11 protein-coding genes are annotated in these 19,500 nt (G+C 41.6%); all 11 read left to right on the top strand.

The annotated features are described in order from the left end of the window. Positions 1 to 37: 37 nt before the first annotated feature. The 11 genes from WG905_RS09330 to WG905_RS09380 all read left to right on the top strand — a co-directional run bounded on the left by WG905_RS09330 (position 38) and on the right by WG905_RS09380 (position 19,461). Positions 38 to 1,069 (top strand): GntR family transcriptional regulator, encoded by a 1,032-nt coding sequence (locus tag WG905_RS09330; RefSeq protein ID WP_339591442.1) that lies wholly within the window; start codon positions 38 to 40, stop codon positions 1,067 to 1,069. Positions 1,070 to 1,174: 105 nt separating this feature from the next. Next, positions 1,175 to 2,248 (top strand): L-rhamnose/proton symporter RhaT, encoded by a 1,074-nt coding sequence (gene rhaT, locus WG905_RS09335; protein WP_339591443.1) that lies wholly within the window; start codon positions 1,175 to 1,177, stop codon positions 2,246 to 2,248. A 36-nt stretch (positions 2,249 to 2,284) separates the two neighbouring features. Beyond that, positions 2,285 to 4,393 (top strand): bifunctional aldolase/short-chain dehydrogenase, encoded by a 2,109-nt coding sequence (locus WG905_RS09340; RefSeq protein ID WP_339591444.1) that lies wholly within the window; start codon positions 2,285 to 2,287, stop codon positions 4,391 to 4,393. Positions 4,394 to 4,427: 34 nt separating this feature from the next. After that, positions 4,428 to 5,705 carry a sugar isomerase gene (locus WG905_RS09345; protein WP_339591445.1) on the top strand — a complete coding sequence of 426 codons (1,278 nt, stop codon included), beginning with the start codon at positions 4,428 to 4,430 and terminating at the stop codon, positions 5,703 to 5,705. Between the two features lie 58 nt (positions 5,706 to 5,763). Then, entirely contained in the window at positions 5,764 to 7,122 is a 1,359-nt protein-coding gene (locus tag WG905_RS09350; RefSeq protein WP_339591446.1) for an FGGY-family carbohydrate kinase, read from the top strand. 22 nt (positions 7,123 to 7,144) lie between these two features. Further along, a complete protein-coding gene (locus WG905_RS09355; protein ID WP_339591447.1) occupies positions 7,145 to 9,517 on the top strand; it encodes a family 78 glycoside hydrolase catalytic domain in 2,373 nt (790 codons plus the stop codon). A gap of 31 nt (positions 9,518 to 9,548) precedes the next feature. Continuing rightward, positions 9,549 to 12,212 (top strand): alpha-L-rhamnosidase, encoded by a 2,664-nt coding sequence (locus WG905_RS09360; RefSeq protein WP_339591448.1) that lies wholly within the window; start codon positions 9,549 to 9,551, stop codon positions 12,210 to 12,212. Between the two features lie 10 nt (positions 12,213 to 12,222). After that, entirely contained in the window at positions 12,223 to 14,091 is a 1,869-nt protein-coding gene (locus WG905_RS09365) for a glycoside hydrolase family 127 protein (protein ID WP_339591449.1), read from the top strand. A 13-nt stretch (positions 14,092 to 14,104) separates the two neighbouring features. Next, positions 14,105 to 15,838 (top strand): alpha-L-rhamnosidase-related protein, encoded by a 1,734-nt coding sequence (locus WG905_RS09370; RefSeq protein ID WP_339591450.1) that lies wholly within the window; start codon positions 14,105 to 14,107, stop codon positions 15,836 to 15,838. Positions 15,839 to 15,842: 4 nt separating this feature from the next. Further along, on the top strand, positions 15,843 to 18,704 hold the full coding sequence (locus tag WG905_RS09375) for a family 78 glycoside hydrolase catalytic domain (protein ID WP_339591451.1): 2,862 nt from the start codon (positions 15,843 to 15,845) through the stop codon (positions 18,702 to 18,704). 133 nt (positions 18,705 to 18,837) lie between these two features. Further along, the gene (locus tag WG905_RS09380) at positions 18,838 to 19,461 is read left to right on the top strand and encodes a response regulator transcription factor (RefSeq protein ID WP_339591452.1); all 624 of its coding nucleotides are present in this window, start codon (positions 18,838 to 18,840) and stop codon (positions 19,459 to 19,461) included. Positions 19,462 to 19,500 lie beyond the last annotated feature (39 nt).

Raw genomic sequence — 19,500 nt, forward strand, 5'->3', positions numbered from 1 at the left:
TAGCTTCATTATCAATTAGAACAAATTACATATGCTAATGAAACCAATGCCTTTTTTTGATCATGTAAATATTGATGAATATTCGGTAACCCCGAAATATATCCAGTTAACCAACTCTGTATTGAAAGCAATATCCAATGGAATGCTGAAAAAAAATGACATGCTTCCATCCATCAATGAATTGAGTTATATGCTGGAGATTTCGAGAGATACTGCGGAAAAAGGATATAAATATCTAAAAAAATTAGGTGCCCTGGGCTCAGTGCCGGGAAAGGGATATTATATTTTGAATTCAGATGTAAAGAGGAAGCTGCATGTAGTCTTGTTTTTTAATAAACTAAGCGCCCACAAAAAAATTATCTACGATGCTTTTATTACCGCCATTGGTGAGAATGTGTCCGTTGATTTTTATATCTATAATAATGATTTCACGGTATTCAAAAAGCTGCTATTGAATCCAAAACATGAATACACCCACTATGTAATTATTCCTCATTTTATAGAAGGAAGGGAAGGCGCTGCAGAAATTATTAATTCCTTACCAAAGGAAAAATTGGTCTTGTTAGACAAGAAAATTGCAGGTGTTGATGGTGAATATGCAGCAGTTTACGAAAACTTTTCTGATAACATTTATAACGCACTATCGCAGGCAAGGACTCAATTGAGTAAATATCATACCCTGAAACTCATCTTCCCGGATAAAAGTTATTTTCCGCAGGAGATTATTAAAGGCTTTAATAAATTCTGTCAGCAATATGGATTTACTCACTTATTGGTAAGTGATATCATCAGTGAGCCAATCAAAGCGGGAGAGGTTTATATCAACCTCATGGAAGATGATCTGGTGACGCTTTTAGATAGGATCTTAGCTTTAAAACTGGAGGTCGGAGTTGATGTTGGTGTAATTTCTTACAATGAAACGCCATTAAAGAAATTTATTTTGAATGGCATTACCACGATCTCCACAGATTTTCGCAGGATGGGAACCGCCGCTGCTCAATTAATCCTTGATAAATCTACAAGGCATGAGGAGGTCCCTTTTTACCTGAACCTTCGTTCTTCCATTTAAATAAACTGAAAATTATGGCGTGTTTCATAACAGCTCAGGACAGTTGGCTATAAGAGTATTTTTATAATTGTATACAACGATTGTTCCTATTAACCAAAGTTTGTTATGCAGTTACTTGCCGGTATTTTCTTTCATTTTACAGGAGGCATCGCTTCCGGTAGTTTTTATGTTCCCTACAAAAAAGTTCGTGGTTGGGCCTGGGAAAGCCTTTGGATCATTGGCGGCCTCTTTTCCTGGCTTATTGTTCCTCCTATTGCCGCCTGGCTAACCATCCCCGGCTTTGCAGACATCATCAGACAGGCAGATGCCGCAACCCTTGGCTATACGTTTTTGTTCGGTGTACTGTGGGGAATAGGTGGCTTAACCTATGGTTTAGGGGTAAGGTATTTGGGGGTAGGACTCGGGAGCAGTGTCATGTTAGGTTTAACGATGGTATTTGGCTCTTTAATTCCTTCATTTTATTACCAGATCTATCCTACACTGGGCAAAGAATCATTTGAGGTTTACCTGAACTCACGTTGGGGACTGATCATGCTCGGCGGACTCGCTATTTGTGTACTGGGCATATTCTTTTGCGGAAAAGCAGCTGTGCTGAAAGAAAGGGAATTGTCAAAAGCTGAAAAAGAGCTGGACGGCTCCGAATATAATTTTACACTTGGTTTAACTGTAGCTATTGTTGCCGGTATATTAAGCGCTTGCTTTAATTTCGGAATTGAAGCTGGTAAACCGATGGCCAGTGTTGCCAATGAAATCTGGAAAGCCGAAAACCTTAACAGCGGTGAGTTCTTGTTCCAGAATAATGTTACCTATATCGTTCTTTTATGGGGAGGGCTTGCTACGAACTTCATCTGGTGTTTGATCCTCAACTTAAAAAATAAAACCTATAAAGATTACAGCAATAAATCGGTTCCGCTGAGAACCAATTACCTGCTCTGCGCAATAGCCGGAACAACCTGGTACCTGCAATTTTTCTTTTATGGGATGGGCGAAAGCAAAATGGGTAATGGCGCCAGTTCCTGGATATTGCATATGGCCTTTATCATTCTTATCGCCAACCTCTGGGGCGTTATCTTAAATGAATGGAAGGGGGTAAGTAAAAAAACTTACTTCACCATTATCTCCGGCATAACCCTCATCATAGCAGCGGTGGTGATCGTGGGTTTTGCTAAAAGTCTATAAATACTAATATTTAGTTATATGATAAATTTGAAATTAATGACTGCCTATAAACATGTAAACTATCTCTGGGAAGATGAAATAGCAGAGAAGATGCAGGGCGATGAAGTTGCATTGCTTCTTTACCGGTCAAACCTGCTTGGATCTGATTTAAGGCTTACAAATTATGGTGGAGGGAATACTTCCTGCAAAACTATCGAAACGGATCCCCTTTCACCTCAGGATGTTGAGGTGATGTGGATCAAAGGTTCCGGTGGTGATATTGGTTCATTGAAAAGAAATGGCTTGGCAGCACTATATCTTGACAGGTTAAAGAATTTAATTAATGTCTACAAAGGCTTGGAGCAGGAAGATGAAATGGTCGGCTTGTTTAATCATTGTATCTACGACCTGGATTCAAAAGCGCCTTCTATTGATACACCGCTGCACGGCTTTTTGCCTTTTAAACATATCGACCATCTGCATCCTGACGCCGCTATTGCCATTGCGGCCGCCAAAGATGGTAAAAAGATTACCGAAGAACTTTTTGATGGTGAAATTGGCTGGGTGGAATGGCAAAGGCCTGGTTTTGACCTCGGATTGAAACTTAAGCAATGCCTGGACAATAATCCAAATATCAAGGGAATTATGTTGGGTTCTCATGGCTTATTTACCTGGGGTGATACGGCTTATGAATGCTATTGCAACACCCTGGATGTTGTCGAAAAATGTGCTGCGTTTATTGAACTTAAAGTACAACAACAGGCCAGTGTTTTTGGTGGTGAAAAAATGCAGAGCTTAACTGAAATAGAACGACAAGCGCAAGCAGTCAATATTGCACCTGTATTGCGTGGTTTATGTTCTTCTGAAAGGCCTATGATAGGGCATTTTACAGATGACCACCGCGTATTGGAATTTATTAATTCTAATGATCTCGACCGATTAGCAGTAATGGGGACCAGCTGCCCGGATCATTTTCTGCGCACAAAAATTAGTCCGCTGGTATTGGATCTATTGCCCAATGAAGATTTAACGGATCTGGAAGGGCTTTTAGCAAGATTGCAGCCTTTGTTCGAAGATTACAGGGAAATGTATGCGGCTTATTATGAAGCTTGTAAACATGCGGATTCTCCCGCAATGCGGGATCCTAATCCGGTAATTATCTTATATCCTGGCGTGGGCTTGTTTTCTTTCGCTAAGGATAAACAGACCGCAAGGGTAGCGGCAGAATTTTATACCAATGCCATCAATGTGATGCGTGGTGCCGAAGCAATTTCTGAATATACTTCTTTAAGCAGGCAGGAGGCTTTCAATATTGAATATTGGTTATTGGAAGAAGCAAAACTTTCACGCATGCCAAAACCTATGCCGCTTTCTGGAAAAATTGCACTCGTTACGGGCAGCGCTGGTGGTATCGGAAAAGCGATATCCAAAAAGTTCATCGAAGAAGGTGCTGTAGTGGTTTTGAACGATATGGATCAAGAACGCTTGGCGGGTACTTCTAAAGCTTTCCTTGATGCTTATGGGAAAGATGCCCTCATATCGGTTCCTTTAAATGTAACAAATGTAGGAGAAATAGAAAATGCTTTTCAAAAAGCTGCAATTAATTTCGGGGGAATAGATATCGTTGTAAATTGTGCTGGCTTATCTATCTCAAAATCTATTGAAGACCACACTGAAAAGGACTGGGACCTGCTTTATGATGTGCTTGTAAAAGGACAGTTTAAAATTACCCAGGCTGCGGTCAAAGTATTGAGGAAACAAAAGCTTGGCGGTGATATATTGAATATCGGGAGTAAAAATGCATTGGTTTCAGGACCTAATAATGCTGGATATGGCTCTGCAAAGGCAGCACAGCTGCATTTGAGCAGGTTAAATGCAGCAGAACTTGGAAATGACAGGATCCGTGTGAATGTGGTAAACCCCGATGCGGTGATTGTGGATAGTAAAATCTGGGAAGGTGCCTGGGCAGCGGGTAGGGCAAAAGCTTATGGCATTACACCTGAAGAATTGCCTGCATATTATGCAAAACGTACTTTATTAAATGAAACCATATTACCGGAGGACATCGCTAATGCCTGTTTTGTTTTTGTAGGAGGCCTGATGAGTAAATCTACCGGCAATGTCCTCAATGTGGACGGCGGGGTGGCTATGGCCTTTGTAAGATAGTACGGTTGAAATTTTGATAACCAAATATAAACTGATGAAGACATTAAACGAGAATGCGATCAATGAGCATAACAGCCAATCGAAAGAAGCACATGATCATAAATATAATTTTTTAACTGAACAGGTTCCTGATGGTGAAAACATCATCAGGAAGTTAACTGATTTCCAGATTGCGATACCAAGCTGGGCATTGGGTAACGGAGGAACACGTTTTGGTCGCTTTGCCGGTAAAGGTGAACCGCGCAATTTGTTGGAAAAGATCCAAGACGTAGGCTTGCTCCATCAGCTGAACCAATCAAGCGGTGCGATTTCACTTCATTTTCCCTGGGACGTAGTGGAAGATATGGAAGCTGTAAAGGCATTGGCAAGCGAATACGGCCTGCGCTTTGATGCGGTGAACTCTAATACCTTTCAGGATCAGAAAGACCAGCATGAAAGTTATAAATTCGGTTCTCTGCAACATGTTGACCCTGCAGTAAGAAAACAAGCCATTAAACATAATATTGAGGTCATTAAACAGGGCATAGAACTGGGTTCAAAATCGTTAACGGTATGGCTGGCCGATGGCTCCTGCTTCCCCGGACAATTGAACTTTAAAAATGCATTTCAAAATACACTGGAGAGCTTAAAACAGATTTACGCTGCTTTGCCGGCCGACTGGAAAATGTTCGTAGAATATAAAGCCTTTGAGCCTAATTTCTACTCCAGCACTGTTGGAGATTGGGGGCAGTCCTTATTGTATGCCACTAAGCTGGGCCCACAAGCGTACACCCTGGTTGATTTGGGCCATCATTTGCCTAATGCCAATATAGAACAAATTGTCTCCTTGTTATTGATGGAAGAGAAATTAGGTGGCTTCCATTTTAATGACTCCAAATATGGTGATGATGACCTGACTGCTGGAAGCATCAAGCCTTACCAGTTGTTCCTTATATTTAATGAACTGATCCAGGGAATGGATGAGCGCAATATGAACCATGCTTCAGATTTGGGCTGGATGATTGACGCCTCTCACAATGTTAAAGATCCGCTTGAAGATTTATTGCAATCTGTTGAAGCCATCATGATTGCTTATGCTCAAGCCTTGCTGGTGGATAAGAAAGCTTTGAAAGAAGCACAGGATAAGAATGATGTCACACAGGCACAAGAAATTCTGCAACATGCTTTCCGTACGGATGTGCGACCGTTGGTGGCTGAGGCGAGATTAAGGGCTGGTGGCGCCTTAAATCCTATAGGGCTCTATCGGGACATGGAGCTTCGAAAAGAACTGGTTAATGCCAGAGGTTTTGAAACCATTGCAACGGGATTATAAATGAAGACCATCATAAGCTTATGATAGCTTCATCACCATTGAAAAACAAATTATATTGATGAAAAAACCTGTTGTAGCTGTGTTTGATGTCGGAAAGACTAATAAAAAGCTCTTTTTGTTCGATGAGCAATATAAAATAGTTTTTGAGCGTTCAGCAAGGTTTCTGGAAACCCTGGATGAAGACGGTTTTCCTTGTGAAAATCTGGAGAGTTTAAGGCTATCGGTCTTTGATTCACTCCATGAAGTATTCCGTAAAGCTGAATTCGATATTAAAGCGATTAATTTTTCCAGTTACGGGGCAAGTTTCGTTTACATTGGTGAAGATGGCCGGCCATTAACTCCTTTGTATAATTACTTAAAGCCTTATCCCGAAGAACTTAAAAAGGAGTTTTATTCCAAATTTGGTGGTGAGGAGTACTTCTCCCACCAGACATCTTCGCCTGTTTTAGGGAGTTTAAATTCCGGCATGCAGCTTTACCGGATTAAAAAAGAACAGCCAGCGTTATTTGAAAGAATTAAATATGCACTTCATCTTCCGCAATACCTCAGCTTTCTCATCTCAGGGAAAGTGTATTCGGATATCACAAGTATTGGCTGCCACACTAACTTATGGGATTTTGAAAACAATAAATACCATCCATGGCTGGAGGAAGAGGGTATATTAGAGAAATTAGCGCCGATAGTTGCTGCTGATACCATTTTCCCAGCTGCCTTTCCAGGTAACAATTATGGGGTCGGAATAGGCTTGCATGATAGTTCCGCCGCCTTAATTCCTTACCTGGTGAGCTTTACTGAACCCTTTATCCTCATTTCAACAGGTACATGGTGCATTAGTTTCAATCCCTTCAATGCGAGTCCGCTTACAAAAGAAGAATTAGAAGCCGATTGCTTATGCTATATGCAATACCAGGGAACGCCAGTTAAGGCGTCTCGTTTGTTTGCAGGCTACGAACATGAGAAGGAAGTAAAGCGGATTTCTGAATATTTCAACCAGCCCGCGGCAAAATACAAGTACCTCCAATTCAATAGGAGTGTATTGGATCGTTTGGATAAAAATGACCTCAGTGTGCCATTTTCAAAAAGAACACTCGACTCTTTTTCGGATGACATTGAAGCCTACTATGTTTTAATGCTTCATCTGGTGACGGAGCAAAAAAATGCGACACAATTAGTTTTGAATAATTCTACTGTTAATAGAATTTTTGTAGACGGTGGATTTAGTAAAAATGCCATCTATATGAACCTCCTGTCGCAGGTGTTTCCTGAAATGGAAGTGTTTGCGGCCTCCATGGCTCAGGCGACAGCTATGGGTACAGCCTTAGCAATACATGACTCATGGAACAATCATGCGGTGCCAAATGATCTGATAGAATTAAAGTTTTATGCTGCTCCAAACCATAAAAGAATGACGAAGTAGAATGATATAAATTTAATTGATTATGAAAAGATACCTAATAGTTATGGTCTATTTTCTTGGGTGCCTATCCGTAAAAGGGCAGGACCTACAAGTAAATTCAGCGCTTTTAAGTAAATCATGGCCTTCCCGCTGGATCAGCTGTCCGGATGTTCCGCAAAAAGATTATGGGGTTTTTCATTTTCGCAAGTCAATTAAGATCAATGCAGTACCACAAAAGTTTGTCATTCACGTATCGGCCGACAATCGTTACCGTTTTTTCGTTAACGGGCAGCCGGTGTTGTTAGGGCCTGCAAGAGGTGATTTATACAATTGGTATTTCGAAACCGTTGATATTGCGCCTTATTTAAAAGCCGGTGAAAATATATTGGCGGCAATGGTTTGGAATATGGGCACGCACGCCCCGGTTGCTCAGGTTTCTAACCAGACGGCTTTCCTGGTTCAGGGCGATACGCAAGCAGAACAGATCGTTAATACGGACCATTCCTGGAAAGTGTATAAAAATCCTGCTTATTCACCTTGTTCTACAGACAACGGACCAAGATTGAAAGCTTATATGGTGATCGGTCCCGGTGACCAGGTAGACGCGGGTTCTTTCCCATGGGGTTGGGAGCTATTGGCATTTGATGATAAAAATTGGGTGAAGGCGGCAAGCGTCACCACACCTGTTCCATTTGGTAAGGGTACGGATAATTTATGGACCCTGGTGCCAAGGAATATACCTCATATGGAGGAAACAAAACAACGCATTTTATCAGTTCGCCGGGCTGAAGGTATCAAAGCTGATGATGGCTTTTTAAAAGGTAAACATCAATTAGTTATTCCTCCTAATCAAAAGATAAGTATACTGCTGGATCAAACTTTTAATACGGTTGCCTATCCGGAATTGCTGGTCAGCAAAGGAAAGGGGGCAGCTGTTAAAATGACCTACGCCGAAGCTTTAGTAGATATAAATGGCAACAAGAAAAACCGGAATGAAATTGAGAACATGCATATCCAAGGTAATTATGATGTTTTCATTGCCGATGGCGGAGAGAAAAGAACATTCCGGCCTTTATGGTTGCGCACGTATCGTTATCTGCAATTGGACATCACAACTTCAGCTGAACCTTTAATCGTCGAGGATTTATATGGAATGTATACAGGGTATCCCTTTGAGGAAAAAGCGAGTTTCAGCAGCAGTGATCCTTCACTGAATAAAATTTGGGATGTCGGCTGGAGAACTGCACGTTTATGTGCAGGAGAAACCTATTATGATTGCCCTTATTATGAACAATTACAATATGAAGCGGATACAAGAATCCAGGCTTTAATTTCCTTATATGTTTCTGGTGATGATCGTTTAGCACGTAAAGCTATACTTGACTTTTATCATTCAATGGTGCCTGAAGGACTGACACAAGGGCGTTATCCAAGTAACCGCCTGCAGGTTATCCCTCCGTTCTCGCTCTGGTGGGTTTCCATGATTTATGATTATTCGATGCACAGGGATGATAAGCTGTTTACTGCTAAATTCTTAACGGGTATAAACAGTGTTTTGGATTGGTATGACCGGCATATGGATAAAGATAAAGGGATGTTAGGTCCAATGCCCTGGTGGAATTTTGTTGATTATACAGATGTATTTCCAAATGGAGTGCCTGATGGTGCTGATGATGGTAATTCAGCTGTTATCACTTTACAGTATGTTTACACACTCCAGCAGGCAGCCAAAATATTTGAATATCATGGTCAGGCAGAGCGGGCAAAACATTACCAGGAGCTGGCGACAAAAATTGGTAACCGCACTTACAACTTGTGTTTCGACAAAAACAGAGGGCTAATGGCCAATACGCCCGAAATGGCAGCTTTTAGTCAGCACGCCAGTATCATGGGGGTATTAACCAATGCCATCCCGAAAGACCAATACCAAGAGGTGATGCGTCGTGTGCTGGAAGATAAAACCATTGGTCCTGCAACCTTTTATTACCGGTTTTATTTAAATCAAGCCTTGAAGGAAGCCGATATGGCTAATTTATACTACGGTCAGTTGACACCATGGCGTGATATGCTGGCCAATGGATTAACCACTTTTGCTGAAAAGCCAGAGCCGGCACGTTCAGATTGTCATGCATGGAGCGCTAGTCCCAATTATGATTTTCTGGCCACCATCTGTGGAATTATGCCCGCCAATCATGGGTTTTCTGCTGTGAACATAAAACCTGCCCTGGGGGAGTTAAAAAACGCAACGGGCACCATGCCTCATCCACTCGGACTAATTACAGTGGTATTAAAAAGGAAAGGAAAAATGGGCTTAAGCGCTAAGATCACCTTACCTTCAAAACTCTCTGGTAAATTCATGTGGAACAAAAAGATAATAGAACTGTCTGAAGGGTCACAAGAATTCAACGTGGAATAGTTATTTTCAGCTGTTATTAAAAGCTACATCTATGAAATCGGTATTTAAAAGAATATTACAAGCATCAATTTTCTTGACGATTGCTATGGCATCGGCTACAATGTCTTCAAACGGGCATTCGAATCGGGTAATTTATGACCTTCAATGTGAATATTTAATAAATCCAATTGGATTAGATGCCGGATCACCACGTTTTACGTGGAAAATCGCAGACAAAAGCAACGGGGCTAAACAAAGTGCTTATCGAATTTTAGTGGGAAAAGATTCATTAGCAGTCGCGAAAGGTTCGGGTGAAATATGGGACAGTGGTAAATTAGTGAAGGATGTAAATCTGGAAAGCTATGGCGGAAAAGCCCTGGAGCCTTTTACAAAATATTTCTGGAAAGTTTTAGTGTGGGATAAGGATGGCAAGGAATACCGAACTAAAAAAGCAGCATCTTTTGAGATGGGTATGATGGATATCAACAATTGGAAAGGCTCATGGATTGCGGATACAAAGGATATAAATTTAAAGCCCGCACCCTATTTCCGAAAATTAGTGAGCGTACCCAAAAAGATCGCCAGTGCAAGAGCCTATATCGCTGTCGGGGGTTTATATGAGTTATATATTAATGGTAAAAAAATAGGTAACCACAGGCTTGACCCCGTTTATACCCGTTTCGATAAGCGAAATGTTTATGTGACTTACGACGTGACGGCGCAATTGAAAAAGGGAAGTAACGCCATTGGGGTTTTATTAGGGAATGGCTGGTACAACCACCAGTCCCTGGCTGTCTGGAATTTCGATAAAGCACCCTGGCGGAACAGGCCGGCATTCTGTCTAAACTTAAGGATTACTTATGAAGACGGGTCGACCGCAATTATTGCTTCTGACCAGGATTGGAAAACCAGCTTAAGTCCGGTTATCCTCAATAGTATTTATACAGCTGAGCATTATGATGCCCGATTGGAACAACCGGGATGGAATACCGTTGATTTTGATGACCGTCAATGGAAGGACGTCATCATCCGTAAAGCGCCTTCGGCAAACATTGTTGCCCAGGCTATGCATCCCATCAGGAACGTGAGGGAGATACCCGCAAAAAGCATCAACAAAATAAATGATACCACATGGGTATTCGATATCGGACAGAATATCGCCGGCGTGAGTGAAATTGAAGTCAATGGTGAAAATGGTACGGTCATCCGGTTGAAACATGGCGAGCGATTGCATAAGGATGGAAGGGTTGACCTGTCTAATATAGATGTTTATTACAAACCTGTTGACAATCAGGATCCCTTCCAGACAGATATCTTTATTCTAAAAGGGAGGGGCAAAGAACAGTTTATGCCAAGGTTTAACTATAAGGGTTTTCAATACGTTGAAGTAACCAGCAACAAACCCATTAGCCTGGATAAAAACAGCCTTAAGGCACATTTTATGCACAGCGATGTGCCTGTAAAAGGGACACTTAACTCATCAAGCCCATTGATCAACAAGGTGTGGAAAGCCACCAATAATTCTTATCTCTCCAACCTCTTTGGTTACCCGACAGACTGCCCTCAGCGGGAGAAAAACGGCTGGACAGGCGATGGTCATTTTGCCATTGAAACGGCCTTGTTTAACTTCGATGGCATCACGGTTTATGAAAAGTGGATTGCCGACCATCGTGATGAGCAGCAGCAAAACGGTGTACTTCCGGACATTATTCCAACTGGAGGCTGGGGCTATGGAACGGCAAATGGAACGGATTGGACCAGTACCATTGCCATTATTCCATGGAATATTTATATGTTTTACGGAGATAACAGTTTATTGAAAAAGACATATCCGAATATTAAAAAGTACGTTGATTATGTCGAAAGTATCAGTCCGGCGGGGCTCACCACTTTTGGGCGTGGCGACTGGGTTCCCGTGAAATCTAAATCATCACTCGAGCTTACTTCCTCTATATATTTTTATGTAGATGCCTTGATTTTAGCTAAAACAGCTCAAATGTTAAATAAGTCGGCTGATTTTGAGTACTACACTGCTTTAGCAGAAAAGATTAAAACTGCGATCAACAAAAAGTATCTAAACGTTGAAACAGGAATCTATGCAACAGGTACGCAGACTGAATTAAGTGTGCCTCTGCAGTGGGGAATTGTACCTGAACAGCTAATCAGCAAGGTTGCTGCCCGCCTTGCAGAAAGAGTAGAAGCCGACGGGATGCATATTGATGTAGGCGTGTTAGGAGCCAAGGCCATCCTGAATGCTTTAAGTGAAAATGGTCATCCCGAGATTGCCTACAAATTAGCCGCTCAGGACACTTACCCATCCTGGGGGTGGTGGATTGCAAATGGTGCCACTACCTTATACGAGAATTGGGATATCAATGCCGAACGGGATATCTCCTTCAATCACATGATGTTTGGTGAAATAGGGGCCTGGCTTTACAAAGCCCTGGGTGGCATAAGGCCTGATGAGCGCCAGCCTGGATTTAAACATTTCTTTGTGGAGCCTCATGTCGTGGCAGCCCTTGATCATTTCGAAACCAGCTTTCAAAGTCCGTATGGAGAAATCTACTCCGCCTGGAAGAAAAAGGGTGACCAGGTGCATTTCTCTATTGTCGTTCCTCCAAATGCGACGGCAACATTTAAACACAATAAGCTGCGTAAAGAGCTTGGTGCCGGCGGGCATAAGTTGGTGGTCAGCATAAAAAACACAAGTATATAAATAAACTGATATGAAGATATTATATGTATTGTTGTTCGTTGTTTTACAGTCGGTTATGGTTAATGCACAGGCGTTAAACCAAAAAGTAAATGACAGCTTTGTGATGGCGCATCATAGCAAGGTGCAAGGCCATATTGGTAAAAAATTAGATCAGTCTTACCAAAACCGCATCCTGGCCCAGGATATAGCTCATTTAATTGCACCATTTCGCCAAAGACACGAAACTCGTTTATGGCAAAGTGAGTTTTGGGGTAAATGGTTTACATCAGCAGTTTTAGCCTACAAATACCGCCCTGAACCGGCTTTAATGAAGCTCCTTGAGGAAGCTAAAAATGGGATTATAGCCACACAAAGCCCTGATGGCTATATCGGGAATTACAGTAAAGAACACCACCTGGAGCAATGGGATATTTGGGGCAGAAAATATACCATGCTTGGTCTATTAGATTTTTACGAATTAACAAAAGATAAAGCCAGTCTGGCAGCTGCGGTAAAAGTTGCTGATCATCTCATGAAGGAAATTAAAGATGAAGATGGCCTCATTGTCAATAAAGGCAATTACAGGGGGATGGCTGCTTCTTCTGTTCTTGAGCCCGTTATTAAATTATATCGCTTCACTAAAAACGAAAAGTATTTAGCTTTCGCGAAGGAGATTGTCCGGCAATGGGAAACTCCCCAAGGGCCTAACTTAATCAGCAAAGCCAATGTGGCAGTAAGTAAACGTTTCCCGGAACCTGAATCGTGGTATAGCCCTGAACAGGGACAGAAGGCCTACGAAATGATGTCTTGTTATGAAGGTTTACTGGAGCTTTACAGGCTAACGGGGAATGAGCTTTATAAAGATGCAGTGGAAAAAACCTGGGAAAGTATTAAAAATACAGAAATCAATATTACAGGTTCTGGTGCTTCAGAAGAAATGTGGTTTGGAGGAAAGGAATTGCAGACCATACCAATTTCACATTTCCAGGAAACCTGTGTAACCGTAACCTGGATAAAGTTAAATCAACAGTTGCTGAAGCTTACCGGGGATTCAAAATATGCAGATGAGATCGAGCGGTCTTACTATAACGCCTTATTGGGATCCCTGAACTTTGATTCGTCAGACTGGGCAAAATATACACCTTTAAATGGGGAACGGCTTCCAGGCAGCGGACAATGTGGAATGGACTTAAATTGCTGTAATGCCAGTGGTCCCCGTGGGCAGTTTACGCTACCCTTAACCACCGTCATGTCAACGGCTAAAGGTTTGGCTGTGAATTTTTATGTCGAGGGGTCTTATGTACTAAAAACTCCCCGTGGAAAGAAAGTTACCCTAATGCAGCAGACAGACTTCCCGCAATCAGGAAAGATCAATTTATCGATGGACTTAACCGGCAAGGAGCAAATGACGCTTCAGCTTAGGATCCCTGCCTGGAGTAAAAAAAACAAGGTGATTGTTAATGGTAAAGAAATCTCTGGCGTTCAGGCGGGTGAGTTTCTGGAAATAAGCAGGGGCTGGACAGCAAACGATGCGATTAGCTTGGAACTGGACATGCGTGGCAGGTTGGATTTGCATGGTGCCGAGAGGAAGTTTGCCGCAATTTCAAGGGGCCCAATTGTTCTGGCCAGGGACGCTCGTTTTGATGGGACCCAATTGGTCACCGTTAACCGACCGGTCCTGGATAAAGAAGGTTATATAAAGTTAACGGCCGTTTCGTCGGACAAAAACGATAACCTATGGATGCAGTATACGGCTTTATTTATTCCTGAATCTTATGCCGAAACGGCAGGAAAGCCTTTTGAAATCAACTTGATCGATTATGCTTCTGCGGGTAACGGAAAAGAAAAGTCCGCATTCAAAGTGTGGCTAGCGCAATTGTTCAGTCCCAGGGTAAATTAATGTCATTAGCTAAATGAAATTATCGATAACACTTAAAAAAGCATTGCTGCTTTGTGCTTTCAGTTTGTTAATGATTGGAGCAAAAGCACAGCAATCAGCAGCCAGTGAATTTATCAGCAAATACATCTCTCCTGTTCATATACTTTGGCAGGCTGGAAACGTCACGAACAGTAAGCATTTACTTCAACCCGGAGTAGGGCAGGCGGATCTGATGAGTCAGCATATAAGCGTACTAGAGAATGGAAGCTCCGGAAACAAAGCCAGTATCTTACTTGATTTCGGCAAGGAATTACATGGGGGACTTGAGATAGTGACCGGCATGAGTGGCCCAACCCAGCAGCCGGTCAACCTCCGAATTCGCTTTGGTGAATCTGCAAGTGAGGCGATGGCAGACATAGGTGAAAAAGGAGCGACCAATGATCATGCGGTCAGGGATTTCAAAATGGCAGTGCCATGGTTAGGGAAGATTAAAATTGGTGAGAGTGGGTTCAGGTTTGTTCGGATCGATCTGTTGGATGATAGTGTGAGGTTGCCACTTAAAGAAGTACGGGCTATTTTCACTTATCGCGACATCCCGTACCTGGGGTCATTTAAAAGCAGCGATGAAAGGTTAAATAAGATCTGGGAAACTGGTGCTTACACCGTACATCTCAATATGCAGGATTATCTTTGGGATGGTATAAAACGTGATCGTTTGGTGTGGGTAGGGGATTTACATCCGGAAGTAGCTACCGTTAACACTGTATTTGGATACAACGAAGTAGTGCCTAAGAGTCTTGATTTTTCAAGAGATATAACCCCTTTGCCCGGTTGGATGAATGGAATAAGTACTTACTCCATGTGGTGGATCATTCTACACTACGACTGGTATATGCAGCATGGTAATAAAGAATATTTAAGGGAGCAAAAGAAATACCTGGATGGTTTGGTGCGGCAGATTATCTCCAAAATCGATGAACAGAACAGGGAAAAGATGGACGGCACCCGGTTTCTCGATTGGCCATCCAGTGAAAACCCCAAAGCTATTCATGCTGGTTTACAGGCAATGACGGTTTGGTCTTTGGCGACTGCAGCTAAGCTTAACCAGATATTAGGCGATAAAGAAAACGAAAAGCTTTGTAATGAAACGGTGAATCGTTTAAAACAGTATATCCCTGAGGCAAATGGATCAAAACAAGCAGCCGCATTAATGGCCATTGCAGGAATAATACCTGCGAAGCAGGCTAATGATAACGTACTGTCTGTCGGTGGAGCAGCCAATTTCTCTACTTTTTATGGCTATTACATGTTAGAGGCAAAGGCCATGGCTGGTGACTACCAGGGATCTCTTGATGTTATCCGCAATTATTGGGGGGCAATGCTTGATTTGGGCGCCACTACTTTCTGGGAGGACTTTAATCTTGACTGGGTGCCTAATGCTTCCCGAATTGATGAGTTGGTGCCAGAAGGTAAAAAAGATATTCACGGCGATTACGGCGCCTATTGTTACCTGGGCTTTCGTCACAGCCTTTGTCATGGCTGGGCTTCCGGACCAACTTCCTGGTTAACCAGGCATGTCTTAGGCATTAAGGTTGTTGCTCCCGGAAGTGATGTTATTGAAATTAAACCTAACCTCGGTGATTTGAAATTTGTGGAAGGAACATTTCCTACTCCACATGGTTTGCTTTATGTTAAACATACCCGGCAAGAAAACGGGAAAATCAAGTCTGAAGTCAAAGCGCCAAAAGGGGTAAAAATAATACGGTAGTGTCATGAATATAAGAACTTATTTTTCTGGGGTGGTAACCCTGGTACTTATGATGGTGATTGCACAGGCATATGCAAAAACGGATCTTCTTCCGGTTTATTTAAGAACTGAATATAAAGAAAATCCTTTCATTGATGTGCTGCAACCCCGATTAAGCTGGGAACTGGGATCTAAAGTACCTAACCAATTTCAAAGTGCTTACCAGATTTTAGTAGCCTCATCTCCCCAACTGCTCGAAAGCAATAAAGGGGATTTTTGGGATTCTGGGAAAATAATGAATAATGCCACCAATCAAATCGTTTATAGCGGAAAGCCACTTTCTTCAAAAACTAAATTGTGGTGGAAAGTAAGAAGCTGGGATAAAAATAATGAAATAGGGAAATGGAGTAATGTCGCTTCCTGGGAAATGGGCTTGAATGTTAAAAATGACTGGAAGGGCAACTGGATAGGTTATGATTTAAATCATTTAGGAAAGGGAAAAAATTACCATTTACCACCTGCCCCCTATCTAAGAAAGGATAAAACGTTAAAAAAGGCTATCAAATCTGCACGGCTTTATGTGACGGCTTTGGGTTTATATGAATTTTACATCAACGGGGAACGTATAGGTGAAGATTACTTTGCTCCGGGCTGGACTGACTATGATAAACGTGTTTACTACCAGACTTATGACATTAGTAACGAACTTAGATCAGGTAACAATGCTTTTGCTGCGGTATTATCCGCTGGCTGGTATGCTGGTTATTTAGGATATGCACTACTGGTTGGCTCTCCGCAGGTAAATATGTTTTATGGGGATGTTCCTTTATTAAAAGCGCAGGTGGAAGTGGAATATATAGACGGAAGTAAGGAAGTCATTGTCACAGATAAAACTTGGAAGGCTGCTGAAGGTCCCTTACGTGAATCGGATATCTTACAAGGCGAAACTTATGATGCAAGGCTTGAACTTAAAGGCTGGAACAATTATGGATTTAATGACTCATCGTGGAAATCGGTAAGTGTTTATGCTGATAAAGCCGATAGGTTGATCCAAATGTACCCTGGTGATCCGGTGAGGGTTGTTTCAAAAATATTCGCCAAACAAATAACTGAACGACAGGATGGGAAGTACATTGTTAACTTCGGACAGAATTTTTCTGGTTTTGTGCGCATCAGCTTAAAGGGAAAGAAAGGGGATTCTGTCATATTAAGATATGGCGAAATGCTGCATCCGGACGGATCGCTCATGGTGGAGAATTTAAGGAAAGCCCGCGTAACAGATACCTATGTTTTAAAAGGGGATGAGCATGGAGAATCATGGAGCCCTCAGTTTACTTACCATGGTTTTCAATATGTTGAGGTAACCGGTATAAAGAAAAAACCAGCTGCTGATTTTATGACTGGACTAGTGTTAAGCGCTGCCAGTCCTGAAGCCGGAAGTTTTGAAACTGATAATCCCATGTTAAATCAGCTATACAGTAATATTGTATGGACACAAAGGGCAAACTATTTTGATATCCCAACCGATTGCCCACAGCGTGATGAAAGATTAGGCTGGACTGGTGATGCACAGGTATACATCCGGTCCGCAACCTTTAACAATGATATTGCCGCCTTTCATACCAAATGGATAACTGATTTAAATGATTCCCAATGGCCAACGGGAGCTTATCCGATTTATGCTCCAATGCCTGTGAACAAAAAAGGCGAATCTGCCATCCGTTCCACTGATACCTATTCACCTGGTTGGTCTGAAGCAGGCATCATTTGTCCTTATGAGATTTATAAAGCCTATGGTGATACCCGCATTCTTCGGCAATCGCTACCCTACATGCTGAAATTTATGAGCTTTTTAGCGGAAAAGAGCAAAAATACTTTTCTTTTCAAAGAAGCTTCTTTTAATGAAATTAATCCAAAGGGCGGCTTCGGGGATTGGCTTTCCATTGGTAGAAAAACCCCTCCAGATTTATTGGCTACATTATATTACGGCTATTGCGCTAAGCTATTAACAGAGATGTGTGAAGCATTGGGCGAAAATGAATTGAAGTTGCGCTTTCAAAGCGACCTCGATAGCATTAAAAAAGCTTTCGTTGAGCATTATTCACAACAAAACGGCAAATTTAAAACAAATGCAGTGGCTTATGGAAATGGCGCTGGTTACGTAGACGGTGATTTAGGTTTCGACGGCCATACTCAAACAGCTTATGCCAATGCCATATATATGCAGTTATTAAGCCATGAGGACCAGAAAATGGCTGGGTATTGGTTAAAGGAGTTGGTCCAAACAAATAACCATCAACTCACGACTGGCTTTTTAGGATTCAAATCGCTTTTACCTGCACTTTCAGCAACTGGAAACCAAGATATTGCCTATCAATTATTGTTGAGCACGGAGTATCCGTCGTTAGGCTTCGAAGTGGTAAATGGTGCCACAACCATTTGGGAACGTTGGAATAGCTATATAAAAGAGAAAGGCTTCGAACACAATGCCAGTATGAATTCTTTCAGCCACTATTCTTTTGGTGCTGTCAACGAATGGATGTTTCAAAATATGGCGGGGATAAAGACGAACGATGCCGGTTATCGTACCTTCACCATTAAACCGGAAATAGCAAAGAATGGCGTAAACAGGGTTATGGCTTCTTACCGCTCAATTAACGGTTTAATAAAATCGTCCTGGGAAAAAAAAGGAAGTCAATTGCACCAGGAAGTGACCATCCCGGTTAATACCAAAGCAACTTTATACATTCCTTCCATGGATGTTAAAAATGTTACCATTAATGGGTATTTATTAGAAAGTCATCCATATTATAAAGTTAAAGGTTTTGAGGAAGGTCATATAATCATTGAAATTGGTTCGGGAACGTATGAAGTTTTATCATTCTGACACGCAAGCCTCCAAGTCATCCTGCTTACATTAGAATGAAATTTAAATAAAAAGGTGTGTAATTTAAATGTATACTGAATAATATTATTAATTACTTAATATTTTGTACTTTAGGTATTTAAGTGATATTAAAATGAATGAGCGCACGCAACAGAATTTTAACCAGCGATTAGGAAAGATCATGCTTATTGCAGATGAACTTCCTGCTGCACTGATCATCCATAGAACTGAAGATCTAGATGTAATTTACATGAACCAGAATGGTTTGAACCGGATAGGGATAGGCCACGAGGAACTCCATAATGAATACTTATCTAAGATTGCTTATTTGATGAATACTAATTCTAACGAGTCAGTTTGTTATTTTCAACAGGTGCTTAACCAACAGAATAAGGAATGGGTCATATTTGCCAGTAACACCAAGGTTTTTTTCAGGGATGAAGGTGGTAAACCTACTCATATTATCACTATAGCAAATAAAATTGATCCTGTACATCATATTTCTACGAAGGTGAACCGCATGATGGAAGAACTTAACTTCTACAGAGAAAAATCGCCCTTATTTCATAAATTAACCAAGCGTGAAAAGGAGGTATTGGGTTGCATTGCTCTAGGGATGAATTCAGGTGAAATATCGAACCGGCTTTTTATTTCTCCAGCAACGGTAGACACACATCGTAGAAATCTGCGCAGTAAACTCAACCTGAGAAATAATTATGATACAGTTAAGTTTGCACAAGCCTATAACCTGGTCTAATGTGCTGTCTTAAAAGCCTAACCCATTGCTATATTGGGT

This window comes from Pedobacter immunditicola (assembly GCF_037482985.1).
Classification (GTDB): domain Bacteria; phylum Bacteroidota; class Bacteroidia; order Sphingobacteriales; family Sphingobacteriaceae; genus Pedobacter; species Pedobacter immunditicola.

Bases quoted from the DNA above. Each gene is read 5' to 3' on its own strand.
- WG905_RS09355 (WP_339591447.1), top strand. From the start codon at position 7,145: ATGAAAAGATACCTAATAGTTATGGTCTATTTTCTTGGGTGCCTATCC.
- WG905_RS09360 (WP_339591448.1), top strand. From the start codon at position 9,549: ATGAAATCGGTATTTAAAAGAATATTACAAGCATCAATTTTCTTGACG.
- WG905_RS09340 (WP_339591444.1), top strand. From the start codon at position 2,285: ATGACTGCCTATAAACATGTAAACTATCTCTGGGAAGATGAAATAGCA.
- WG905_RS09330 (WP_339591442.1), top strand. From the start codon at position 38: ATGAAACCAATGCCTTTTTTTGATCATGTAAATATTGATGAATATTCG.
- WG905_RS09365 (WP_339591449.1), top strand. From the start codon at position 12,223: ATGAAGATATTATATGTATTGTTGTTCGTTGTTTTACAGTCGGTTATG.
- rhaT (WP_339591443.1), top strand. From the start codon at position 1,175: ATGCAGTTACTTGCCGGTATTTTCTTTCATTTTACAGGAGGCATCGCT.
- WG905_RS09375 (WP_339591451.1), top strand. From the start codon at position 15,843: ATGAATATAAGAACTTATTTTTCTGGGGTGGTAACCCTGGTACTTATG.
- WG905_RS09345 (WP_339591445.1), top strand. From the start codon at position 4,428: ATGAAGACATTAAACGAGAATGCGATCAATGAGCATAACAGCCAATCG.
- WG905_RS09370 (WP_339591450.1), top strand. From the start codon at position 14,105: ATGAAATTATCGATAACACTTAAAAAAGCATTGCTGCTTTGTGCTTTC.
- WG905_RS09350 (WP_339591446.1), top strand. From the start codon at position 5,764: ATGAAAAAACCTGTTGTAGCTGTGTTTGATGTCGGAAAGACTAATAAA.
- WG905_RS09380 (WP_339591452.1), top strand. From the start codon at position 18,838: ATGAATGAGCGCACGCAACAGAATTTTAACCAGCGATTAGGAAAGATC.